The organism is Parasphingorhabdus sp., from assembly GCF_036963805.1.
In the GTDB taxonomy this organism is placed as follows: Bacteria; Pseudomonadota; Alphaproteobacteria; order Sphingomonadales; family Sphingomonadaceae; genus Parasphingorhabdus.
This window is the reverse complement of record NZ_JBALUN010000003.1, coordinates 60,897-81,886: the sequence shown is the minus strand read 5'-3', so window position 1 is coordinate 81,886 and position 20,990 is coordinate 60,897. Positions and strand designations below refer to the sequence as shown.

The following is a 20,990-nucleotide window of genomic DNA, read 5'->3' as shown; positions in this document are numbered from 1 at the left end:
GATAAGTGTCGGGACCGAAAATTTCACGTGTGAAACTCCTGAAAATAGGGGGTATCTCAGCTTTCTCTTAGAGGGATGCACTATTCAAAACAATATCAACGATCGCGCTGTCCCAGAGTGCATCATTCCCGGCGCTATAAGTTAATGGTCAGGAAAAATTCCTCGCCGAGAAAGCTATTCGTTCAAATTTGGTCTGAGCCATTGGCGTGCCTGATCAAGCGAAATATTACGCCGCGCGGCATAATCCTCGACCTGATCTTCGCCAATGCGCGCAACCCCGAAATAATCCGCTTGCGGGTGGCCGAAATAGAAACCGGAAACCGCAGCGGTCGGTGTCATTGCAAAATTGCTGGTTAGCTCCAGTCCGGTTTGGGCCGTTGCATCCAGCATATCGAATAATATCGGTTTTAAACTATGGTCAGGGCAAGCGGGATAGCCGGGTGCTGGCCGTATACCCTGATATTGTTCCTTGATCAGTGCTTTGCAGTCAAGTTGCTCGTTTGCAGCATATCCCCACAGGTCTTTGCGGACATGCTCATGCATGCGCTCTGCAAAGGCTTCAGCCAGGCGGTCGGCAAGGGCTTTTAGAAGGATGCTGTTATAGTCATCCTTATCCGCTTCGAAACGGGCGACATGTTCGTCAATGCCATGGCCTGCCGTGACAGCAAAGCCGCCTATCCAATCGTCTGATGTGTCGATAAAATCGGCAAGGCAATTATTGGTTTTGCCTGACCGTTTGCTGACTTGTTGCCGCAGCATCGGCAGGGCGATTTCCACATTATCGGGCGAAACCATAATGTCATCGCCATCACGCCGCGCGCGCCACAGGCCAGCGACGCCTTTTGCCGTCAGCCATTTTTCTGCAATGATCTGGTCAAGCATGGCCTGCGCATCTTTGAACAGATCGCTGGCGCTCTCGCCGACCACTTCGTCGGTCAAGATCGCGGGATATACGCCTGCCAATTCCCAAGCGCGGAAAAACGGTGTCCAATCAATATAGTCGCGCAGTTCCGCAAGATCCCAGTCTTCATAGACATGAAGGCCGGGTTTCTTCGGCGCGGGCGGCTTTTTGCTCATGTCGACGACGGCGCCATTGGCGCGTGCAGCTTCGAGCGAAGCCAGTTTCTTTGCGGTTTTGCCTGCACGGGCAATGCGGACTTGCTCATAATCAGCACGGGTGCTGGCGATAAAGCCCTCAGCCTGCGTATCGCTGACCAGTTGAGAGGCGACACCAACGGCGCGGCTGGCGTCCAGCACATAAATGGTCGGGCCGGAATAGGCGGGTTCAATACGCAAAGCGGTGTGGGTTTTTGACGTGGTCGCGCCGCCGATGAGCAGCGGCATTGTCATCTTGGCGCGCTCCATTTCTTCGGAGACCGTGACCATTTCATCAAGCGAGGGCGTAATGAGACCAGACAGGCCGATCATGTCGGCGTCATTTTCGTTCGCGGCCTTTATTATGTCCGGCCATGCAACCATTACGCCCAGATCGATGACTTCAAAGCCATTGCATTGCAGGACGACGCCGACGATATTTTTGCCAATATCATGCACATCGCCCTTCACGGTCGCCATGATGATCTTGCCCTTGCCCTTTGCACCTTCTTCTTTCTCCGCCTCGATATAGGGGAAGAGATGCGCGACGGCTTTTTTCATCACGCGGGCGGATTTAACGACCTGTGGCAGGAACATTTTGCCGGACCCAAACAGGTCACCGACGACATTCATGCCGTCCATCAATGGACCTTCAATCACCTCTATCGGACGCCCGCCTGCGTCTTTGACCGAGAGCCGCATTTCTTCGGTATCTTCGATAATATAGGCATCAATGCCTTTGACGAGCGCATGTTCTAGCCGTTTGGCAACTTCATAGCCGCGCCATTCGGCAGCGGCTTTTTCAGCCGCAACATCGGTTCCGCGGAATTTTTCGGCCAGCATGATCAAGCGGTCGGTCGCATCATCACGGCGGTCGAACACGACATCTTCGCAATGTTCCCGCAGTTCCGTATCGATATCGTCATAAATGTCGAGCTGACCCGCGTTGACAATGGCCATATCCATGCCGGCCGGAATCGCATGATAGAGGAACACACTGTGCATCGCACGGCGCACGGGTTCATTGCCGCGAAAACTGAACGACAGGTTGGAAAGTCCGCCGGAAATATGGACATGCGGACAGCGTTTCTTGATCTCCGCTGTGGCTTCGATAAAATCTAGCCCATAGCGGCGATGTTCGTCAATGCCGGTCGCAACGGCAAACACATTGGGGTCAAAGATAATATCTTCGGGCGGAAAGCCGATGCCCGTCAACAGCTTATAGGCGCGCTCGCAAATTTCGATTTTGCGCTGCTTGGTATCTGCCTGTCCGGTTTCATCGAACGCCATGACTACAACAGCCGCGCCATAAGCCATGCATTTGCGCGCATATTTCAGGAATTCCGCTTCGCCTTCTTTCATCGAGATGGAATTGACGATGGGTTTCCCGGACACACATTTCAAACCAGCTTCGATGACCGACCATTTGGAGCTATCGATCATCACGGGAACGCGCGCGATATCAGGCTCGGCAGAAATTAGTTTGAGGAAGGTCGTCATCGCCATTTCGGCATCGAGCAGACCTTCATCCATATTCACATCAATAATCTGCGCGCCGTTTTCGACTTGCTGCCGCGCGACTTCTACCGCTGCTTCATAGTCATCGTTGAGGATGAGTTTTTTGAACCGAGCGGAACCGGTAACATTGGTGCGCTCGCCAATATTGACGAATTGCGCGGAAGAAGGAGCTGTTGTCATTGTTTCTATTTTCTCGTCACCCGGAACTTGTTTCAGGGTCTTTGGATGTTATGGTCGAGATGCTGAAACATGTTCAGCATAGCGAAATTTTGGGATCAGGCCGCCATGGTAAAAGGTTCCAGCCCTGACAAGCGCGTCCGGACAATGGGAGAAGCAATCGCGCGGGGCTTTGCTCCGGCAACTGCTTTGGCAATGGCTGCAATATGTTCTGGCGTAGTGCCGCAGCAGCCCCCGACAATATTTACCAAACCGTCGTCCAGCCACTCGCCGATGAGCGCAGCGGTCTGATCCGGCAATTCGTCATATTCACCCAGTTCATTGGGCAGGCCAGCATTGGGATAAGCCATGATCAGCGTATCGGCTTCCTTGCTCAGCATCGCAAGATGTGGGCGCAACTGATCTGCACCAAAGGAGCAATTGAGGCCGATGGTGAGCGGCTTCAGGTGGCGTATTGCGTGCCAGAAAGCTTCGACCGTATGGCCCGATAAATTACGTCCCGACAGGTCAGTCAGAGTCATGGAGATCATCAATGGTACGTCGCGGCCACTTGCTTCCGCGGCTTCCTGTGCTGCCATCCCTGCGCATTTGGCGTTAAGCGTGTCAAAAATCGTCTCGATCAACAGAAAATCGACGCCACCTGCAATCAGCGCATCACATTGTTCGCGGTAAACATCTTTCAGATAATCAAAATCAATCTCGCGAAAGCCGGGATCGTTGACGTCTGGTGACATGGACAGGGTTTTATTGGTTGGCCCGATGGACCCTGCCACAAAGCGTTTTTTGCCGTCCTTGGCTTCTGCCTTATCGCATGCACGCCGCGCTATTTCTGCCGATTTGACGTTGAGGTCCCATACCAGATGTTCGCAGCTATAATCGGCCTGACTAATCTTGGTTGAGCTGAACGTATTGGTCTCGATAATATCTGCACCAGCGTCAAGATAGGCGGTGTGAATGCCTTCGATAATATCGGGCCGGGTCAGGCTGAGCAGATCGTTATTGCCCTTCTGATCATCGGTCAGCTCCAATGTGCCGCGATAATCGCGTTCACCCAAACCATGATTCTGGATTGCCGTTCCATAGCCACCGTCAAATACCAGAACGCGTTCTGCCGCTAATGCGCGGAGCTGTTTGCCCGGACCCGTCATGCTGCTATCTCCTGTTGACCGCTAACCGGACGCTTGCCCAACAAATGGCAGATCGCATAGCTGAGCTCTGCCCGATTGAGCGTGTAAAAATGGAACTGGCGAACGCCGCCGGCATAAAGCTTGCGGCACATTTCCGCCGCCACGGTGGCCGCGATCAATTGCCGGGCCGAAGGATGATCATCCAGCCCCTCGAACAGATCATTCATCCATGTGGGAATTTCTGCGCCGCACATACCCGCAAACTTCCGCGTCTGCGCCACATTCGAAACTGGTAAAATTCCCGGAACCAATTCGGCATCAATCCCTGCTGCTCCAGCCGCATCCCTGAACCGGAAAAAGGCCTCCGGTGAAAAGAAAAACTGCGTAATTGCGCGGCTGGCTCCGGCGTCCAGTTTGCGTTTCAGGTTATCGAGATCTGTCTGGGGGCAATTGGCCTCAGGGTGGGTCTCAGGATAGGCGGCTACGGAAATCTCGAATGGAGCAATATCTTTAAGCCCTGCGACCAGTTCGGCAGCACTTTGATATCCCTGGGGATGCGGCTCAAATGGCTCGCCCTCAGATGGCGGATCGCCGCGTAGAGCAACAATATGGCGTACGCCAGCATCCCAATAGGATTGGGCTACTTCGGCTATTTCCGCTTTGCTGGCACCCACGCAGGTTAAATGTGCGGCTGCCGGAATTTGTGTGTCCTTCACAATGCGCGCAACGGTGGCATGGGTCCGTTCCCGCGTTGAACCACCCGCACCATATGTTACCGAGAGGAAACGCGGATTGAGGGGTTCGAGCGTCAGCACGCTATCCCATAAGGTTTTTTCCATTTTTTCGGTTTTGGGCGGAAAAAATTCGAAGGAAACGTCAGCATCGCCGCTTAATCCGGCGAATAAAGGAGTGTCCAGCGCCCGCTTCGCTTCCTCCAATTCTTTTAAGCCTAAAGGTCTGGTCTGTTCGGTCATAAGGAAGCTCTTTTTTGCGAGATATTGTCGAGGGAAGCAGAAGCGCTGCCGGGGTGAATTTTGGACAGGCCAGACTTGCGCCCAACCCATATTTTGACGGTTAGCTTCCCGCCATCCAGCGTCCGGCATTGCACCAGATCAATTTGGGCAGCGGTAAACCAGCGCTTAATACTGTCATCAGAAAAGCCAAGCCGGGCATGGGCGTGAGCTGTTCGTAATTCTTCGTGGTCGTGCGGAGCGAAATCAGTGATCATCACCGTTCCCCCGCTGCGTAACACTCTTGAAACTTCTGCGAGAACGGCTTCGGGATGCTGGGCATAATGCAAAACCTGATGCAGTAAAACGCTATCCACCCGGTTATCGCCAATAGGGAGGTTGTTGAAATCACCGAGTTTTAGCTCGGTCTTTTTTGCCAAGGCCGCTTGATCGCCCTTATCAGCTTCATCACCCAATATTTTAGCGCGGGCGAGACGCAGCATTTCGGGGCTTTTATCGAGTGCTGTGATTTTTTCGGATTTTGGTCCGAATAGTTCAACCATCCGGCCCGTTCCCGTACCGATGTCGAGCATATGTCCCAGATTAATATCTTTGAACAAGGCTAGCATAGCCTGCTCCACATCATTTTCCGGAAGGTGGAGTGAACGGATCTCGTCCCATTCCTTTGCATGTGCCTCAAAATATCGTTCTGCCATTTCAGCCCGGGCTTTCCGGACGAGAGACAATTGGGCGTGATCATTAATTGCCTGTTCTGAGGAAATTACATTTTCTGCCCGGAAAAGTCGACGCAGTATTTCAAGCTCAGCCGCCTGACCGGGGCGCAGGAAGACCCAGCTTCCTTCTTTCCGGCGTTCTGCCAGACCTGTTTCGTCCAAAATGCGGATATGGCGGGATATCCGGGGTTGGCTTTGCCCCAATATCTGTGCCAACTCGCCTACGGCCAGCTCCATTTTGAGCAGCAATAACATGATTCGAATCCGGGTAGGATCAGCCAAGGCTCTAAATATGGTCAGGATTTCATTCATCTGATTAATGATATAAAGAATTCTTTATATGTAGTCAATCCATTAGATTTGCTTGCTTTGCACTCTCTTTTTTCTGAAATATTACGAAAAAAAGTCACTCTCGATCAAAGGGCATCATGTTCTTGATTGCTATCCTTTTTGCATAGCGGTAAAGGACCAAACCGTGGGCAGGTTAACGGAGAATATCCTCTGTTCGCGTGGTTTTTGAGGAAATGTAAAGGGTTTACCCAATGAAAAAAGTTACAACATCAATCGTTCTTGCTGCTGCGCTTGGCCTAGCTGCATGTTCAGGTGCTGCTGATAATGCAGAAGCTGGTGCAGAAGAAGCTGTAGAAGGCACAGAAGCAACTGCTGAAGAAGCTGCTGGCGAAGCAATGGATACTGCTGAAGGTTCTGCAGACGCCATGGGCGAAGCTGCTGCTGACGCAACTGCTGCTGCTGACGCAACAACTGCTGCTGCAGATGCGACAACTGAAGCTGCAACTGCTGCTAAAGATGCCGCTGAAGCTGCAAAGAAAGTAGCTGAATAAGTCTTTTCGACATATTTTGAAAAAGGGCTGCCCTACGGGTGGCCCTTTTTTTTGTTCTGCAAAATGCTTTAGATGATATTATTCTGCCAAGAGAAGTCGAGTGACGAAAGGTCATCATCATGAAGAGATTTAATTACGCCCTTGCAATGCCATTATTACTTGTAGCCTGCGGCCCTTCTCAAAATGATCCCGGACCGGGCGGCGTTACGGTCGGCGAAGCACAGGCGCTAGATGATGCGGCCGAAATGTTGGACGAACGCAATCGTCCGCTGGTAGATGTTTCGGAAGCAAGAGACGTTACGCCGCAGCCTTAATCAGGTTAGCAGTGGTTCGGAAAATTACCGACGGTGATAACGGCTGACGGCACGTGTTACCGATTGCATAAGACGCATGCGTTCGGGAATGGAAGCCGTTGTATCCCCTAGCATTACTGCCACTGCATATCGGCTGCCATCAGGGGCGGTCATGATACCGACATCATTATAGCCGGTTGAAACCGCTCCCAGAATTTGGCCCGTGCCTGTCTTGTGGAGAAACTCCCAATCCGAGGGCACTCCTGCTTTCAGGCGATTGGGTCCGCTGTGGGTCCGTTTTAAAATGGTTTGTAGCAATTGGCTCGAGTTTGCGGACAGCAATTCTCCACGGGCGAGCCGGTCCAATGCATTCACAATGGCTTCGGGGCTTGCGCCGTCGATGGGGTTGGCAAGATAATCGGCCAGCGCCTGTTTGCGGGTTTCAATCGGCAGGTTCGCGCGCGCGGTATAGAATTTCCGGCCTTCCGAAAGACTTTGGTTCCATTTTACACCGGCAATCTGGCTTTGCATCAATCTTTCACCGGGGCCGAATTTGATTTTTCCGAGGTGCGAGCGGCGAATAAAATCATTCACCGCATCCGGTCCTCCCGCATGACGCAGCAAAGCATCATTGGCGGTATTGTCACTATAGGCGAGGGCTCTTTCAAGCAGCGTATATACGCTTTTGACCACGCCGCCTTGGCTTTTTACTTCGGCAGCCAGCGGCTGATGGAAAAGCGTGAGGTCATTCGGACCGATACGGATAGAATCGGATAGGGAAATGCGGCCCTGATCGACTTTATCGAGCACTGTCATCGCAACCCAAAGTTTTGATACGCTCTGCTGGGGGAAATTCTGATCGGCGCGGTGACCTATGTTCCAGCCGCCGTCGATGCTCCTTACCGCTATGCCTGTTGTTCCCGGAAAGCTACGCCACAAGTCGGCTATTTCCTGCTCTAGCATAGGGTCGGGACGATTTTGTGTCTGTGTAGGGGATTGTGTCGGTGGGGGGTTATTATAGCGCGGACGCTCCGTTTTCCCTTGGTCGTTTGCGGATACCGGCCGCCCGTTAGAAGGGGCGACGCAGGCCGTCAAAATACTGACGCAAAAAAGGATGACTAGAAAGCGCAAAGATTGCATAAATTAAATACCGTTCCCTGTTTGAATGTCATCGGGCAGCAGAAACCCAGAATATCACGACATATTTCTATTTTACTTACTACTATATTTTACTTACTACTATAAGCCTGAACAGGGGCAGAACCGTTGTTTGCGATGAACGATTCTGCTTGTGCGACCAAATGCGGCGTTTATTTTTTGACACCAAAATTCAACCGGCGGGTTACAGTATAGTCCAACATGTTCACGACGAAATAGGATAAGATCCAGCGCAGGCGATTGAGTAGGCCAGCGCGGGACTTGTGTAGCTTTTTAGAGATGGGCAGAGCATTTGCGCTCATGTCATCCACAATCTTGCGGGCATGATCGGCAAAGGCCCGGTCTTCAATCCGCACCATCATTTCGACATTGATGAAGAGGCTGCGCAAATCAAAATTTGCAGAGCCAACATAGACCGCATCGTCGACTATTACTAACTTCATATGGAGTCGTTTGGGTTGATATTCAAATATCCGGGCGCCTCGTTTCAGCAAATAGGAATAGAGCAGACGACTTGCCCCGATGGTGGCAGGATTGTCGGTTTTCCCCGCAAGAATGACCCGGTTTTGGCCGCCACGTTTAGATAAGCGGGCAATCCGGCGCAACAGACCTTGCCCGGGAGAGAAATAGGCGCTCACCAGATCCAACCGTTGGCCGAACTCGAGATCCGATTTAATCGCCGCCGCCCACCGACTCAGCTGATTGCTAGGACCGCCAAGCAACCAACGAAAATTTCCATTACCGGCATCCCACCGACGTACCATTTTCTGCAGCATCCGGATATTGCCGTTATTATAACGCACCCAGTTTGAGAGCAGGGCGTAATAGTCGCTAAGCCTTATCACTTGAGGTCCGTCGACAATGATACCCAAATCTTCCCAGCAGGTTTCGTCATCCTCGCTTTCGGCGTTGGTCGCTTGCCGATCGAAATAATGGTCGGCAATATTGAAACCACCAATCATGGCTCGGCTGTTATCGGCAATGACCATCTTTTGATGATTACGGACAAAATAGCCGGTTGAAAATCGCGGACTAAATACCGCAAAACTGCCACCGGCGTCCTTGAGCGGATCGAAAAACCCTTTTGGCGCGCCGTTGGAACCAAAGCTGTCGACCATAAGCTCAACCGCCACCCCGCGGCTACAGGCGTCGATCAGCTTGTTCAGAACCATTTGTCCGATATCGTCGCCTTCGAACATATAAAAAAATAGCTTCAACGTTTCTTCGGCCTGTTCGATGAGATTGACCAGTGCCCGCAATCGATCGGCAGGGCGTTGGACCAGTTTCAATCTGTTGCTGTCGACCTCAAACCATTGGCTGTCATGGGCATCGCTAACAGATATATTGTCGGTATAGGGTACAGAAGCAGGGGGAAGCATATTTGGGGCATAGGTTATTCGCCTTGAGGCGACAATCACTTTACTTCCACTTACTTTACAAAGGACCGGCGGCATGATCCAATTTGTTGACAAAATGGCGCGACAGCCTTAGATGCAGGCCTCTTTCATGAATTTTAGAGAATCAGGAGCGCCTTATGGCTCGCGTAACCGTTGAAGATTGCGTTGATAAAGTTACCAATCGTTTTGATCTGGTCTTGTTTGCTGCGCAGCGTGCACGTGAAATTTCCGGCGGCGCTGAACTGACTATTGACCGCGACCGCGATAAAAATCCGGTTGTTTCGCTGCGTGAGATTGCAGAAGAAACAGTCAAACCAAAAGATTTGGAAGAAAGCCTCATCCAGTCACTGCAGAAAGTGCAGATTGACGATGATGATACGCCGGATGAGATTGGTTCGATCAGCCAGTCCGCTGAAGCACTTCGTTTGACGGCTGCCGCGCCACCGCGCAGTGCAGGTGTTTCGGGTGAGTATACCCGGCGTTAAACCGCTAGATATTTAATCTGATTTTAAAACCGGGCGGCGCTCTTTTGAGTTGCCGCCTGTTTTTATTTCGGCGCCATTCTTGCGAGAAAATGGTAAAAGCAGGCTCCAGATAAGATGGGCCGGTTTGCTATCTTGATATTCCGACAAGCCAATCACCATGCCATCATGCCCCTTTTCAGGTTGCGCGATATAGGTTCCGAAAACCCGGTCCCATAGCGTCAGGAAAAAGCTGTAGTTGCTGTTGGTTTCCCGTTTGATGACGGAGTGATGCACGCGGTGCATGTCAGGTGTGACGATAAACAGGCGGAGTAATCTATCAAACCCAAGCGGCAATCGCACATTGGCGTGATTGAACATGGACGCGGCGTTTAATATGACCTCAAATAGGAAAACTGCGAAAGCGGTTGGCCCGATTAGTATTATACAGATAAGTTTATAGGCCATAGAGAGTAGGCTTTCCACGGGGTGAAAGCGGGCTCCGCTAGTCACATCCAGATCGCGGTCGGCGTGATGAACCTTATGAAATCGCCAAAGGAGCGGGATTTTGTGAAAGGCAATATGCTGGGCGTAGATGAGCATGTCGAGTAGCAGGAACGCGATAATAGCCTCTATCCAAATGGGTAAGTCCACCCAGTTTAATAGACCCCAGCCCCGTTCGGCGGCATATCCAGCCATGGCGACAGCCAATATCGGCATGGCCAAACGCAGGGTCAGCGTATCGATAATGATTAGTGATATATTGGTGAACCATCGTGCACCCTTGGCGAGCACTGGCTTTTTGCGCGGCGTCGCAATTTCAAGCACAGCCATGAGCAAGAATATCCCGGCAAAGACACTAAGCCTTGCTATGGTTTCATATTGTTCCAGAAAGGACATTCATATTTGTCGCAGCTAAGCTCGTCCGACGCAAGGGATGGACGATATGATGCGTTATCAAAGATAGGCCTTGGTCAAAATGCAAAAAAAAGGCCTCCTCCAAATTCTGAAGAAGGCCCGGTGCCATTCATTCCATGAGCGGCATTTTAGTCGTGTTTCAAGCGCCTTGGGGCTTCGGGTCGCCAAATGGACCTTTCCGCTTCTTGCCTGCTTTAGGAATCGAGGTGCCAACTGTTGGAATGGAAGATGGCTTGATTACACCTCCATCAGGGCGTTCGAATTTCCCGTCTTCGATCAGCGCGTTAATTTCATCGCCGGACAAAGTCTCAAATTCCAGCAGCGCATTGGCAAGCAAGTGAAGTTGATCTTCATGCTTGGTCAGCAGACCTTTGGCCCGATTATAGCCGGCATCGACAATACCGCGAATTTCGCTGTCAATTTTCATGGCGGTTTCGTTGGACATATGCATGCGTTGGGATTGTGAATAGCCTAGGAAGGTTTCGCCTTGCTCCTCTTCATATTGCAACGGACCCATTTCATCCGACATGCCCCATTGTGTGACCATGTCACGGGCCAATTTGGTGGCATATTGAATGTCGCTCGATGCGCCGGATGACACTTTGTCATAGCCGAAGATAATTTCCTCGGCGACGCGGCCGCCCATAGAAACGGCGAGGTTCGCGTGCATTTTATCACGGTGATAGCTGTAGCTGTCGCGTTCCGGCAAGCGCATCACCATACCAAGAGCGCGGCCGCGCGGAATGATCGTCGCCTTATGGATCGGATCAGAAGCAGGCTCGTGAACTGCAACAATCGCGTGACCGGCTTCGTGATACGCGGTCATTTTCTTTTCATCCTCGGTCATAACCATGGATCTGCGCTCTGTGCCCATCATGACCTTGTCTTTGGCCGTCTCAAACTCATCCATAGCGACCAGACGTTTGCCGCGGCGGGCAGCCATCAGGGCGGCTTCGTTGACAAGGTTCGCGAGATCCGCACCGGAGAAACCGGGCGTTCCACGTGCAATGGTACGCGCGTCAACGTCGGGAGCCAGCGGCACTTTCTTCATATGGACCTGAAGGATTTTTTCACGGCCTTCAATATCGGGGCGCGGAACAACAACCTGACGATCAAAACGGCCTGGACGCAGCAGGGCAGGGTCAAGAACGTCTGGACGGTTGGTCGCAGCGATGATGATGATGCCTTCATTGGCTTCGAAACCATCCATCTCAACCAAAAGCTGGTTGAGCGTCTGTTCCCGTTCGTCATTGCCGTTGCCAAGGCCAGCACCACGGTGACGACCAACAGCGTCAATTTCATCAATAAACACGATACAAGGGGCGCTTTTCTTGGCTTGTTCAAACATATCGCGGACACGGCTGGCACCGACACCAACAAACATTTCAACAAAGTCGGAACCGGAAATAGAGAAAAACGGCACACCTGCTTCACCGGCAATGGCACGAGCCAAAAGGGTTTTACCAGTACCCGGTGAACCGACTAGCAATGCACCTTTGGGAATTTGCCCACCAAGCTTCGAAAAGCGTCCGGGGTTTTTCAGAAATTCTACGATTTCTTCTAATTCTTCGCGCGCTTCATCAATGCCGGCGACGTCACCAAATGTAACCTTGCCTTGCTTTTCGGTCAGCAATTTTGCTTTGGATTTGCCAAAGCCCATTGCGCCCGATCCACTGCCTTTTTGCATTTGACGCAAGACGAAAAATGCTATGCCGAGAATGAGCAGGAACGGGAGTGATTGGATCAACAGATATTGCCAAATACTAGGAGTTTCTTCGGCTTGGCCGCTATATTCAACGCCTTTTTCATCAAGCAGTTTGACGAGGGTTGGGTCATTGCCGACAGGTGTCGTACTGAATTTATCGCCATTGGTCAGTTGGCCGGTAATCCGGTCAGGAGCGATGGCGACAGTTTTGACGCTACCTTCGGCTATTTTTGCGCGAAAGGAGGAGTAGCTGATTGCACTATTGGCATCGGTATCCGTGCCTGCTCCAAAAATCGACACAGTCAGCAAGAGCGCGACGATGACGCCTGCCCAGATGAGCATGCTTTTCATCCACGGATTTTCCTTGGGATCCTGTTCGTCATTCATGATGTCTTGCGTCCTATGTTGGTGTCGCTTGAGATAATATTATGCCTTAAAGATAGGCGTTTTACGCGGGATGACAATATCAGCGGCAATGTTTTTGCCAATCAGTCTCATAGAATATGGACATATCGGAGCAAAAAGCTGATAAATTTAGCTAATGTTGCGTTTTGGTGCGGGGGAAAACGTCCAGACATTTCCACCTTTGCACAATATATTACCAATGGTCAGGGTCTCGCCGCTTGCGAGTCCGTTCATTATTGGTTCCAACTGACTGCCCCGAGGCGAGAGTGCTGGATCACAAATATGCAGGCATTTTAACAAAAGCCGCCGGACAATTTCGTTCGGAAAGTCGAATTTATCCAACGTACATCCATTTTCCGTCCGGCTGATGTGGCCCGTTGCAAGCTGATCCACTGTCCAGTGGATCGCTGCGCGGGCATCATCAAGCGCCGCCGCGCTCTGGCTGGCGAGACTGATATCAAAGCCCGTTAACTGGGCCAGCGCTTCGCGCACCCGCACCCGGTCATAGCTTTGATCTTTGTTGGATGGATCATACACTGGCTTGATGCCCTGTCCGGTGACATATTCTACGAGCATATTCTTTGAATAGGAAAGCAACGGGCGAATGATATGGCCCCGTTTGGCGCGGATTGCCGACATGCCGTCGATACCGCTGCCACGTAATATACGCATGATAAGGGTTTCCAACTGATCATCGGCATGATGGGCCGTGGCTAGCCAGGTGATGTTACGATTTTCCACCCAAGTGTTGAGCAAAGAATATCGCGCCTTGCGTGCCTCCGCCTGCATGCTACCGCGAATGGGGGTGGTGGGTGTTAAAATATGGTGCGGGATGCCGCGTTCCGCGCAAAGCGCCGCAACAAATTCGCATTCGGCGCTGGCTTCTGGCCGAAAACCATGATTGACGCTGGCGGCGCTAATTCGGTCAGGAAAGCAGTCATGGGCCAGCAATAGCAGGGCCAGACTGTCAGGTCCGCCGGACACGGCGAGGCCCAGTATAGCTTCGTTATTTTCAAAGCCGGGCACCAGCGCTGCCATGGCTTCGCGAAAGCGATCGGCAAGCGCGCTGAGTGTCATTGCCCTTGCGGCATCGTGTGCCGGCCTATTTGCAATTTGCCGCTGCCTTCCCGCGTGCCACCTGTCCGTTCAGACGGCCTGCCGCTTCGTCTGGATAAACATCCTGCAATTCGCCCAATACGCGGCAAGCATCAGTTTTTTTGTTGAGTTGGACTAGCGCGGTGCTGAGATAATAGAGGCTATCCGGTGCACGTTCCCCGCGCGGAAGTTCCTGATAATTTTCATAGAGTGCAACAGAGGCAAGGGCCGGTTTTTCATCATCAAGATAGGCGCGGCCTAACAGGTTTTTAGAGAAGCTTGCCCGGCGATGTTTGGGATAATTTGCGCTGGCCTTCTTTAGTTGGACCTGCGCTTCTGGATAATATCCTGCCTCCCATAGCCGGTACCCATAAATATAAGCATCTTCCCCAGCATCACCGCTATTTGGCATAACAATGGCCGCAACGCCCGATACGCGTTCCGGTGCGGGTTTCGCCGCAGGTGCTGGCGCCGCATTGCTGGTAGAACTTCCAGTGGTCGTGCTCGGCGGTGTGACGGGAGTGGTGCTAACCGCCGGCGTCGCAGCGGCCAGTTTATCCTCAATCTTTCGCAAGCGGAAACCATTTTGTTCGACCTGATCGGTGAGGGACGCGAGGCTGCGTTCCAAAGTGTCCACGCGGGCTATTAGATCGGAAACCGCGGAAGTGGTGTTGTTGGGCGTTATCGGCGCTGCTGCATCGGGTTTAATATCAGGCTCAAAATATTGCGACGAACCACCGGGAAATACTTTTCGTTGCACCGCCCGCATTTCTTTTTCCAGCCGATTTACCCGATTGTCGACATTATTGTCTTGAGCGGCAAGCGGCGTTGCGACCAACGTGCTGGCCGATAGGGTAGTGAAGAAAATTGAGAACAGGACGGATTTCATAGATAGCCTCCAAATATATGGATGGTGTTAACCATAAATACCGTAGGAAAGTAAATAGTATTACGGCAGATGATAGCGGCAACGAGCGGTCGAACGGTCCGTCTATTCTGGGACATCCTCATCACCTGCCGCGGTGCCGGCATTGTCGGTTGTCGATCCGCCGGGATTGCTCCGGGCGAGCAACGCGGCTGCGCTAATGCCAACATCTTTGATCGTGCGATCCGCGGCACCGAGCGGGGGAACCACTTCGCCGTCTATAGTGACAGTTAATGCATCAGGCCGACCAGTGAGGATTTGCGGTCCCTTGGCATCGGCGGGCACGGTATATTTCTCTCCGGTCGCCATTTCTTTTTCAAATAGCCGTTCGCCATCTTCGTCATATATTTTGAGCCAGACAGTTTCGGTTGCGGTCAAGATGACCGTGCCCGTGACAGATGGAGCCGGACCTACGGGCTCAATCGCCCCGTCGATCACGCCATCATTGGCGCTATTATCGACAAATTCCGTTTCTGACCCGGCATTAATGAAATCATCGGGTTCCAGAAATAATGTCCGCCATACCAAAAAGCCGATCAGCAAAACGGCGGCGATGCCAGCTGCGGTAAAAGCCAGATATTTGGGCGGCATATTGCTGGGGTTGGCAGGGGAATAGCCGCTGATTTCTGGTTCATAGGCGTTATGCCCTTGATCGTCCATTTCTTCGCGGATCAGGCTGCCTATCGTGACCTCGCTCAGGCCCACGGTACGGGCATAGGACTTTGCAAAACCGATGGCATATGTACGGCCGGGCAATGCACCGAAGTCACCGGATTCAATTGATTCTAAATGACGTTGCGGAATACGCGTGGTCTTTGCGATATCTTCGACGCTCAGGTTTTTCTGTTCCCGCGCATGACGCAGCATCTCTCCTGAACTGTGCAGGCTTAACTCGGCATTTTCGGCCTCTGTTTCTTCTACGTTATTGTCTTCGGCCACTATACTCTCCTCCGGCCGGTCCGCGGTGCGACCCCGATGTTACTGATAGCATAGAGAGCCATTGGATCGTTAAAAAGTCAATGATTATCACTAGTATAGCCCTAGCTTTCAAATAGTAATTACCGGACTGCGCGGGCTTTTGGAATAATCTGATACCAGTTGTTACACGCTTTGGTTAATCAAGGGCCACTTGTTGATCGTGGGCCCATTGAAGCAATACAACTCTGGGATCGTCCGGCGGAGAAGCTATCATGGCCTGAAGCTGCTCTTTGGCTGCGTCCAAGTTTAGGGAGCGGACCATTGCTTTGACCGGACCAACGGAAGCCGGCGTGATCGACAGGCGTTTGATGCCCAGCCCCAATAAAGCGAGCGCCTCAAGCGGGCGTCCTCCCATTTCACCGCATACGCTAAGCTGGATATCGAGTTCATCAGCCTGTTTGGAAACGCGGCCGATGAAGCGCAGGACGGCAGGGCTCAGCCAGTCGAAACGTTCGGCCAGTTTCGGATTGCTCCGATCGGCGGCAAACAAAAACTGGGTGAGATCATTGGTGCCAATAGACAGAAAATCGAGCCGCGGTGCCATCAGGTCCAGACATTCTGCCAAAGCTGGAACTTCAAGCATAGCGCCATAGCGGATCTCCAGCGGCAATTGCTTTTTTCGGCTGCGCAAATAATCAAGCTGCTTTTCGAACACGGCCTTGGCCTCGTCAAATTCCCAAGGTTCGGCAATCATCGGGAACATGACGTTGAGTTTCCGTCCGGCCGCTGCCAGAATAAGCGCGCGCGCCTGAACTTTCATTAGGGCATCACGCTCCAGCCCAATCCGCAACGCGCGCCAGCCCATCGCGGGATTTTCTTCCTTAACTTCGCTTGCCTGAAAATAGGGTAATGGCTTGTCACCGCCAATATCAATCGTGCGGAATATGACCGGTTTTTCGCCAGCGGCATCGAGGACATCGCGATAGAAACGCAGTTGTCCGGAACGGCCCGGCATATTTGCGGCGACGAGAAACTGAAACTCTGTACGGAACAAACCAATGCCATCTGCACCCGTTAGATTCAGCATGGCCATATCGTCGCGGAGGCCCGCGTTAATATTAAGCGTGACGCGCGTGCCGTCTTTTGTGACCGGTTCCTTATCTCTTAACTCAGTATAGGCCGCCCGCTTTTTCTGGGTCAGCTCAATCTGGGTCTCAAACGCATCTTGCATAGATTGGCTGGGACGGACGAACAGCGCATTATCATCGACATTCAGCAGTAAATGGTCATTTTCACGCACAACCTGATGCACATTTTTGACCTGGCCCAATATCGGGATGTCCATCGCCCGGGCAATGATTGTGACATGTGCGGTTAATGATCCGCCTTCCAGCACTACGCCTTTCAGGCGCCTGCGATCATATTCGAGCAATTCTGCTGGACCAAGGTTGCGGGCAACCAATATGGTGTCCTGACGAAGCCCCATGGTCGCGGCAGTACCCATCTGACCAGAGACAATCCGTAACAGCCGATTGGCAAGATCTTCCAGATCGTGCATCCGTTCTGCGAGCAATGGATCATCAATCTGGCGCATGCGCATACGGGTATGCTGCTGCACGCGCTCGATGGCCGCTTCGGCGGTCAGACCGCTGTCAATCGCTTCATTTATCCGGCGGCTCCAGCCTTCGTCATAGGCGAACATCTTATAGGTTTGCAAAACCTCTTCATGTTCGCCGCCCACACCGAATTCGGCCTGATTGGTCATTTGATCGATTTGATTGCGCATCTTGTCAAAGGCGGAATAGACTCTGTGGCGCTCAGCCTCCGTATCTTCAGCGACAGTATGTTCAATCTTCACGCGCGGCTGGTGGAAGACGACAAATCCACTGGCTTTGCCCTTCACCAGTTGCAACCCGCTGAGCCTATCCGCTCCGTCATTATAAGCCGTTGGATTCTCGGGGGAGTCGTCGTCGATCAGTTCGGCGTTGGAAATTAATTCAGAGAGCACCATGGCAGCGGTCTGGAAGGATTCGATCTCCGCTTCGGAATATTTGCGTGGATCCATATGTTGAACGCATAATACGCCCACTGCCTGTTGGTTCCGGATGATTGGGACGCCAGCAAAGCTATGGAATTTTTCTTCACCTGTTTCTGGACGATATTGGAAATCCGGATGGCTGGCGGCTTCGTCCAGATTCAAGGTTTCAACATTTTTCGCGATATAACCGGTTAGGCCTTCGCCAAAAGCCAATTTGGTGACATGGACAGCCTCCTGATTAAGTCCGTGTGTGGCGAATAGCTCCAGCACACCTTCACGGCGCAAATAGATGGAGCAGACCTCGCTGCTGACTGCCTCGGCAATGGTTTCCACTACATGATTAAGTTTTGTCTGCGCATTGCCGGGGGAGGCCATGATGGATCGCAGTCCAGCTAATATATTACGAGCGGTTGCAAGACTGGGGTTGGTTTTTATGTCCATGTTGATGATCTAGCAGAAACCGTGGGGAGGCGCGATATGCAAAACCGGCCAGGAGTTAGAAATATGGAAGGAGGTCTGTCCTGTTGTTTATTCCAGGTATTCAGGGCGATTCAGGCTGATACAGTTCCTAATGGCAAGCAAGCTTGTCCAAATTGGAGCATTTTTAGGGGTGTATGTCTTAGTGCTGTGCAAGCGGGACAATATATCCCGTTATGAGGCCGAAATCCCCGTCGGCTATTGTCCCGACGGGGCGTTTTCGTACCTATTAGTTCCCTTTTGAGGTCCAGAGATAGTCCTCTCCGATAAGCATGTCCAAGATTTTGGAAAACCGGTGAGTAAGTCAATGACCGGTATGATTTAGTTTAATTTGCGGGTGTCATTAGGCCCGATTAAATATCGGTCCAATTTTATACTAAATCAAAAACAGGGATTAGGCATCTGTTAGTAACTCGTCCTTCAATCGGAGCTTCTGTTTTTTCAGTTCATGGAGTCGAATAGTGTCTGGAACCGGTCGAGCCTCTTCGTCGTTGATTTTGCGGTCTAGGGCTTCGTGCTTTCCACGCAGGGCTGACACATAATTCTGATCCATAATATTCTCCTGATAATTATAGGGATACTGAGTTGAAAGTGGTTGCGATTGTCCCTTTCATCTTGTCTGGGCTTCTGATTAAGCCACAGACTATGTTCACGGATAAATTGTCTTGGTTTCGACATATACCGTGAATAGAGTGAAGATGACAAATTTGTTGCAAGCATGCAAGGGGCGAATGGATCCAATATGGCGATAAGCGATCAAGAGTTGCTAGAGCGGCTTGAACTGCTGAAATTGGAGCATCGGGACCTTGATGATGCGATCATGGCACTGGTCGAAGCAGGGGGGCACGATCAGCTGAGTGCGGCGCGCCTCAAAAAAAGAAAATTGCATTTACGCGACAGGATTATCCAAATTGAAAACCAGTTGATTCCGGATATTATTGCTTAAAGCCCCCTGCGTTTGGCGCATGTCCGCCATGTTAACTGTTTTTATGCATCAATTAACCCCTTGCCGTGGGACGTGTCACATTGAAACATCTAGCAAATTAACCCTGTCGCTTCCGAATTTTAACTGTCCTTGATCATATAAAATTTGCTACACATTGCTGATGGCTGACAACGAAACATTGATGACACCCAAATTACTGGATGCACTTTATACCGAGTCTATGGTGCTCGCGGATGAGGCGCGCTCCTATTTTGAATCCGGTCGGTTTAATGACGAATGTCAGAATGAAGCGACGCTATCAGTGGCATTTTCGTGTGAATCTCTGAAGGTAACCACACGGCTAATGCATTGTATTGCATGGTTGTTAAATCAAAAAGCACTTCATAGTGAAGAGCTTACTGATGGCGAGGCATGGAACCATGATCGGGAACTAGGCTATGCTGCCACCAGTGACGATTCGATGGTGAAGCTGTTCCCGGAAGAAGCCCGTCAGATTATTTACGCCAGTGAAGAGCTTTTTCTGCGGCTCGAACGTCTTTCGGATCGGCTGGAGTATCTGGAAATATCAGAGCCACCGGTCCATAATATGTTCCGGCGACTCCAAAGTTCATTTTGATTTTATAAGCTATTCGCCTCAAGCGGCTTCTTTATCCTGTTCCATTGTCGGATAATCCACATAGCCTTCAGCACCCTGACTATACCATGATGGCGTAAAGTCGATGGAGTTGAGCTCTGCGCCAACGCGGAAGCGTTCTGGTAGATCAGGGTTGGTCATGAATGTCCGGCCAAAGCTGATGGCATCGGCCTTGTCATTTGCCAAAGCCTCTGTCGCGTTATCGTAAAAATAATCGCTGTTGAGCACGAGTGGTCTGTGAAAAACCGGACGAATGTCGGGGCTAACCGCCGGTATGTCGGTATTGCCATAGGTGCCATGTGCCGGTGGTTCGCGCAGCTCTAGAAACGCAATGCCAATGCTGTCGAGCAATTTTGCCGCAGCGGTAAATGTTTCTATCGGCGTCGCATCGTCGGCCCCTTGTGAATCGCCATTGGGAGAAAGTCGGACGGCGACACGGTCGGGGGCCCAAATATCGACCAGCCGTTGCGTCACTTCCCCGAGCAAGCGGATGCGGTTTTCGATGGAGCCGCCATATTCATCGGTACGCAGATTGGTGCCAGAACGGATAAACTGGTCGATTAGATATCCATTGGCAGCATGCAATTGCACACCGTCAAAACCGGCCTTTTTCGCGTTTTCAGCAGCATTGGCATAATCATCGAGCAAGCCCGGAATTTCGTTCAACTCCAAGGGGCGGGCTTCTACATAATCACGCTTGCCCTGATATGTGCGCACGCTGCCGGGGGCAGTTGTTGCAGAAGCCGAAACGGGCTTTTCTCCGCCGATAAAATCGGAGTGGACGATCCGGCCCATATGCCAAAGCTGGCAAATGATCCTTCCGCCGGCTGCATGGACTTGTTCGATAATCGGTTTCCACGCTTCCGTTTGTTCGTTGTTCCAGATACCTGGCGCAAAGGGTGTGCCCAGCCCTTGTTGGCTGATACCGGTGGCTTCGGAGATTATTAGGCCGGCACCCGCACGCTGCGCATAATATTCGCCCATGATTGGAGTTGGCACATGTTCCATTGTCGCACGGCAACGGGTTAGGGGAGCCATGAGCATACGGTTGGGCGCTTCGATGGCACCCAGTGTGATAGGGTCGAATAATTTGCTCATATATCGGGCCTTTCGCTCTGTTTAATCGCGTGATGAATAGCTAATCAGGCCAGTGGCGCTTTGCAATGCAATGGTTTGA

Annotated in this window: 19 protein-coding genes; 5 read left to right on the top strand and 14 right to left on the bottom strand. The window is 51.7% G+C overall.

All coding sequences use genetic code 11. The features are described from left to right. Positions 1-174 precede the first annotated feature (174 nt). The 4 genes from metH to V7676_RS10315 form a co-directional block, all read right to left on the bottom strand. On the bottom strand, positions 175-2,793 hold the full coding sequence (metH, locus tag V7676_RS10330; RefSeq protein ID WP_335659633.1) for a methionine synthase: 2,619 nt from the start codon (positions 2,791-2,793) through the stop codon (positions 175-177). A gap of 95 nt (positions 2,794-2,888) precedes the next feature. Further along, a complete protein-coding gene (locus V7676_RS10325) occupies positions 2,889-3,938 on the bottom strand; it encodes a homocysteine S-methyltransferase family protein (protein ID WP_335659632.1) in 1,050 nt (349 codons plus the stop codon). Further along, positions 3,935-4,891: a methylenetetrahydrofolate reductase gene (gene metF, locus V7676_RS10320; protein WP_335659631.1), complete on the bottom strand. Its 957-nt coding sequence runs from the start codon at positions 4,889-4,891 to the stop codon at positions 3,935-3,937. Before metF ends, V7676_RS10325 begins: the two co-directional genes overlap by 4 nt. Continuing rightward, entirely contained in the window at positions 4,888-5,913 is a 1,026-nt protein-coding gene (locus V7676_RS10315) for an ArsR/SmtB family transcription factor (RefSeq protein WP_335659630.1), read from the bottom strand. The genes metF and V7676_RS10315 overlap by 4 nt, the downstream gene beginning before the upstream one ends. Before the next feature lie 230 nt (positions 5,914-6,143). On the opposite strand from V7676_RS10315, the gene V7676_RS10310 reads away from it, so the two are divergent. Beyond that, a complete protein-coding gene (locus tag V7676_RS10310; RefSeq protein WP_335659629.1) occupies positions 6,144-6,443 on the top strand; it encodes a circumsporozoite protein in 300 nt (99 codons plus the stop codon). A 119-nt stretch (positions 6,444-6,562) separates the two neighbouring features. Continuing rightward, entirely contained in the window at positions 6,563-6,757 is a 195-nt protein-coding gene (locus V7676_RS10305) for a hypothetical protein (protein WP_335659628.1), read from the top strand. A gap of 24 nt (positions 6,758-6,781) precedes the next feature. Here the strand turns inward: V7676_RS10305 and V7676_RS10300 are convergent, their stop codons facing one another. Continuing rightward, a complete protein-coding gene (locus V7676_RS10300) occupies positions 6,782-7,675 on the bottom strand; it encodes a serine hydrolase (protein ID WP_335659627.1) in 894 nt (297 codons plus the stop codon). A gap of 371 nt (positions 7,676-8,046) precedes the next feature. Next, complete coding sequence (locus V7676_RS10295; protein WP_335659626.1) at positions 8,047-9,273, bottom strand: phospholipase D-like domain-containing protein; 1,227 nt, start codon at positions 9,271-9,273, stop codon at positions 8,047-8,049. A gap of 155 nt (positions 9,274-9,428) precedes the next feature. Between V7676_RS10295 and rpoZ the strand changes: the two genes are divergently transcribed. Next, positions 9,429-9,776: a DNA-directed RNA polymerase subunit omega gene (gene rpoZ / locus V7676_RS10290; RefSeq protein WP_335659625.1), complete on the top strand. Its 348-nt coding sequence runs from the start codon at positions 9,429-9,431 to the stop codon at positions 9,774-9,776. Positions 9,777-9,788: 12 nt separating this feature from the next. On the opposite strand, the gene V7676_RS10285 is transcribed toward rpoZ, so the two are convergent. The 7 genes from V7676_RS10285 to V7676_RS10255 form a co-directional block, all read right to left on the bottom strand. Beyond that, the gene (locus V7676_RS10285; protein WP_335659624.1) at positions 9,789-10,652 is read right to left on the bottom strand and encodes a sterol desaturase family protein; all 864 of its coding nucleotides are present in this window, start codon (positions 10,650-10,652) and stop codon (positions 9,789-9,791) included. A gap of 157 nt (positions 10,653-10,809) precedes the next feature. After that, positions 10,810-12,762 (bottom strand): ATP-dependent zinc metalloprotease FtsH, encoded by a 1,953-nt coding sequence (gene ftsH / locus V7676_RS10280; RefSeq protein WP_335659623.1) that lies wholly within the window; start codon positions 12,760-12,762, stop codon positions 10,810-10,812. A 147-nt stretch (positions 12,763-12,909) separates the two neighbouring features. Continuing rightward, positions 12,910-13,857, bottom strand: coding sequence for a tRNA lysidine(34) synthetase TilS (tilS, locus tag V7676_RS10275; RefSeq protein WP_335659622.1), 948 nt, complete (start codon positions 13,855-13,857; stop codon positions 12,910-12,912). Positions 13,858-13,882: 25 nt separating this feature from the next. Further along, complete coding sequence (locus tag V7676_RS10270; protein ID WP_335659621.1) at positions 13,883-14,764, bottom strand: tetratricopeptide repeat protein; 882 nt, start codon at positions 14,762-14,764, stop codon at positions 13,883-13,885. A 102-nt stretch (positions 14,765-14,866) separates the two neighbouring features. Beyond that, positions 14,867-15,739 (bottom strand): helix-turn-helix domain-containing protein, encoded by an 873-nt coding sequence (locus tag V7676_RS10265; RefSeq protein WP_335659620.1) that lies wholly within the window; start codon positions 15,737-15,739, stop codon positions 14,867-14,869. A 175-nt stretch (positions 15,740-15,914) separates the two neighbouring features. Then, a complete protein-coding gene (gene ptsP / locus V7676_RS10260) occupies positions 15,915-18,197 on the bottom strand; it encodes a phosphoenolpyruvate--protein phosphotransferase (protein ID WP_335659619.1) in 2,283 nt (760 codons plus the stop codon). Positions 18,198-18,627: 430 nt separating this feature from the next. Then, a complete protein-coding gene (locus V7676_RS10255; RefSeq protein ID WP_335659618.1) occupies positions 18,628-18,786 on the bottom strand; it encodes a YdcH family protein in 159 nt (52 codons plus the stop codon). A 189-nt stretch (positions 18,787-18,975) separates the two neighbouring features. Between V7676_RS10255 and V7676_RS10250 the strand changes: the two genes are divergently transcribed. Beyond that, the gene (locus tag V7676_RS10250) at positions 18,976-19,179 is read left to right on the top strand and encodes a YdcH family protein (protein ID WP_442955428.1); all 204 of its coding nucleotides are present in this window, start codon (positions 18,976-18,978) and stop codon (positions 19,177-19,179) included. 160 nt (positions 19,180-19,339) lie between these two features. Further along, positions 19,340-19,795, top strand: a complete 456-nt coding sequence (locus V7676_RS10245; protein ID WP_335659617.1) for a DUF1465 family protein — start codon at positions 19,340-19,342, stop codon at positions 19,793-19,795. Positions 19,796-19,813: 18 nt separating this feature from the next. On the opposite strand, the gene V7676_RS10240 is transcribed toward V7676_RS10245, so the two are convergent. Continuing rightward, complete coding sequence (locus V7676_RS10240) at positions 19,814-20,911, bottom strand: alkene reductase (RefSeq protein WP_335659616.1); 1,098 nt, start codon at positions 20,909-20,911, stop codon at positions 19,814-19,816. Between the last annotated feature and the right edge of the window lie 79 nt (positions 20,912-20,990).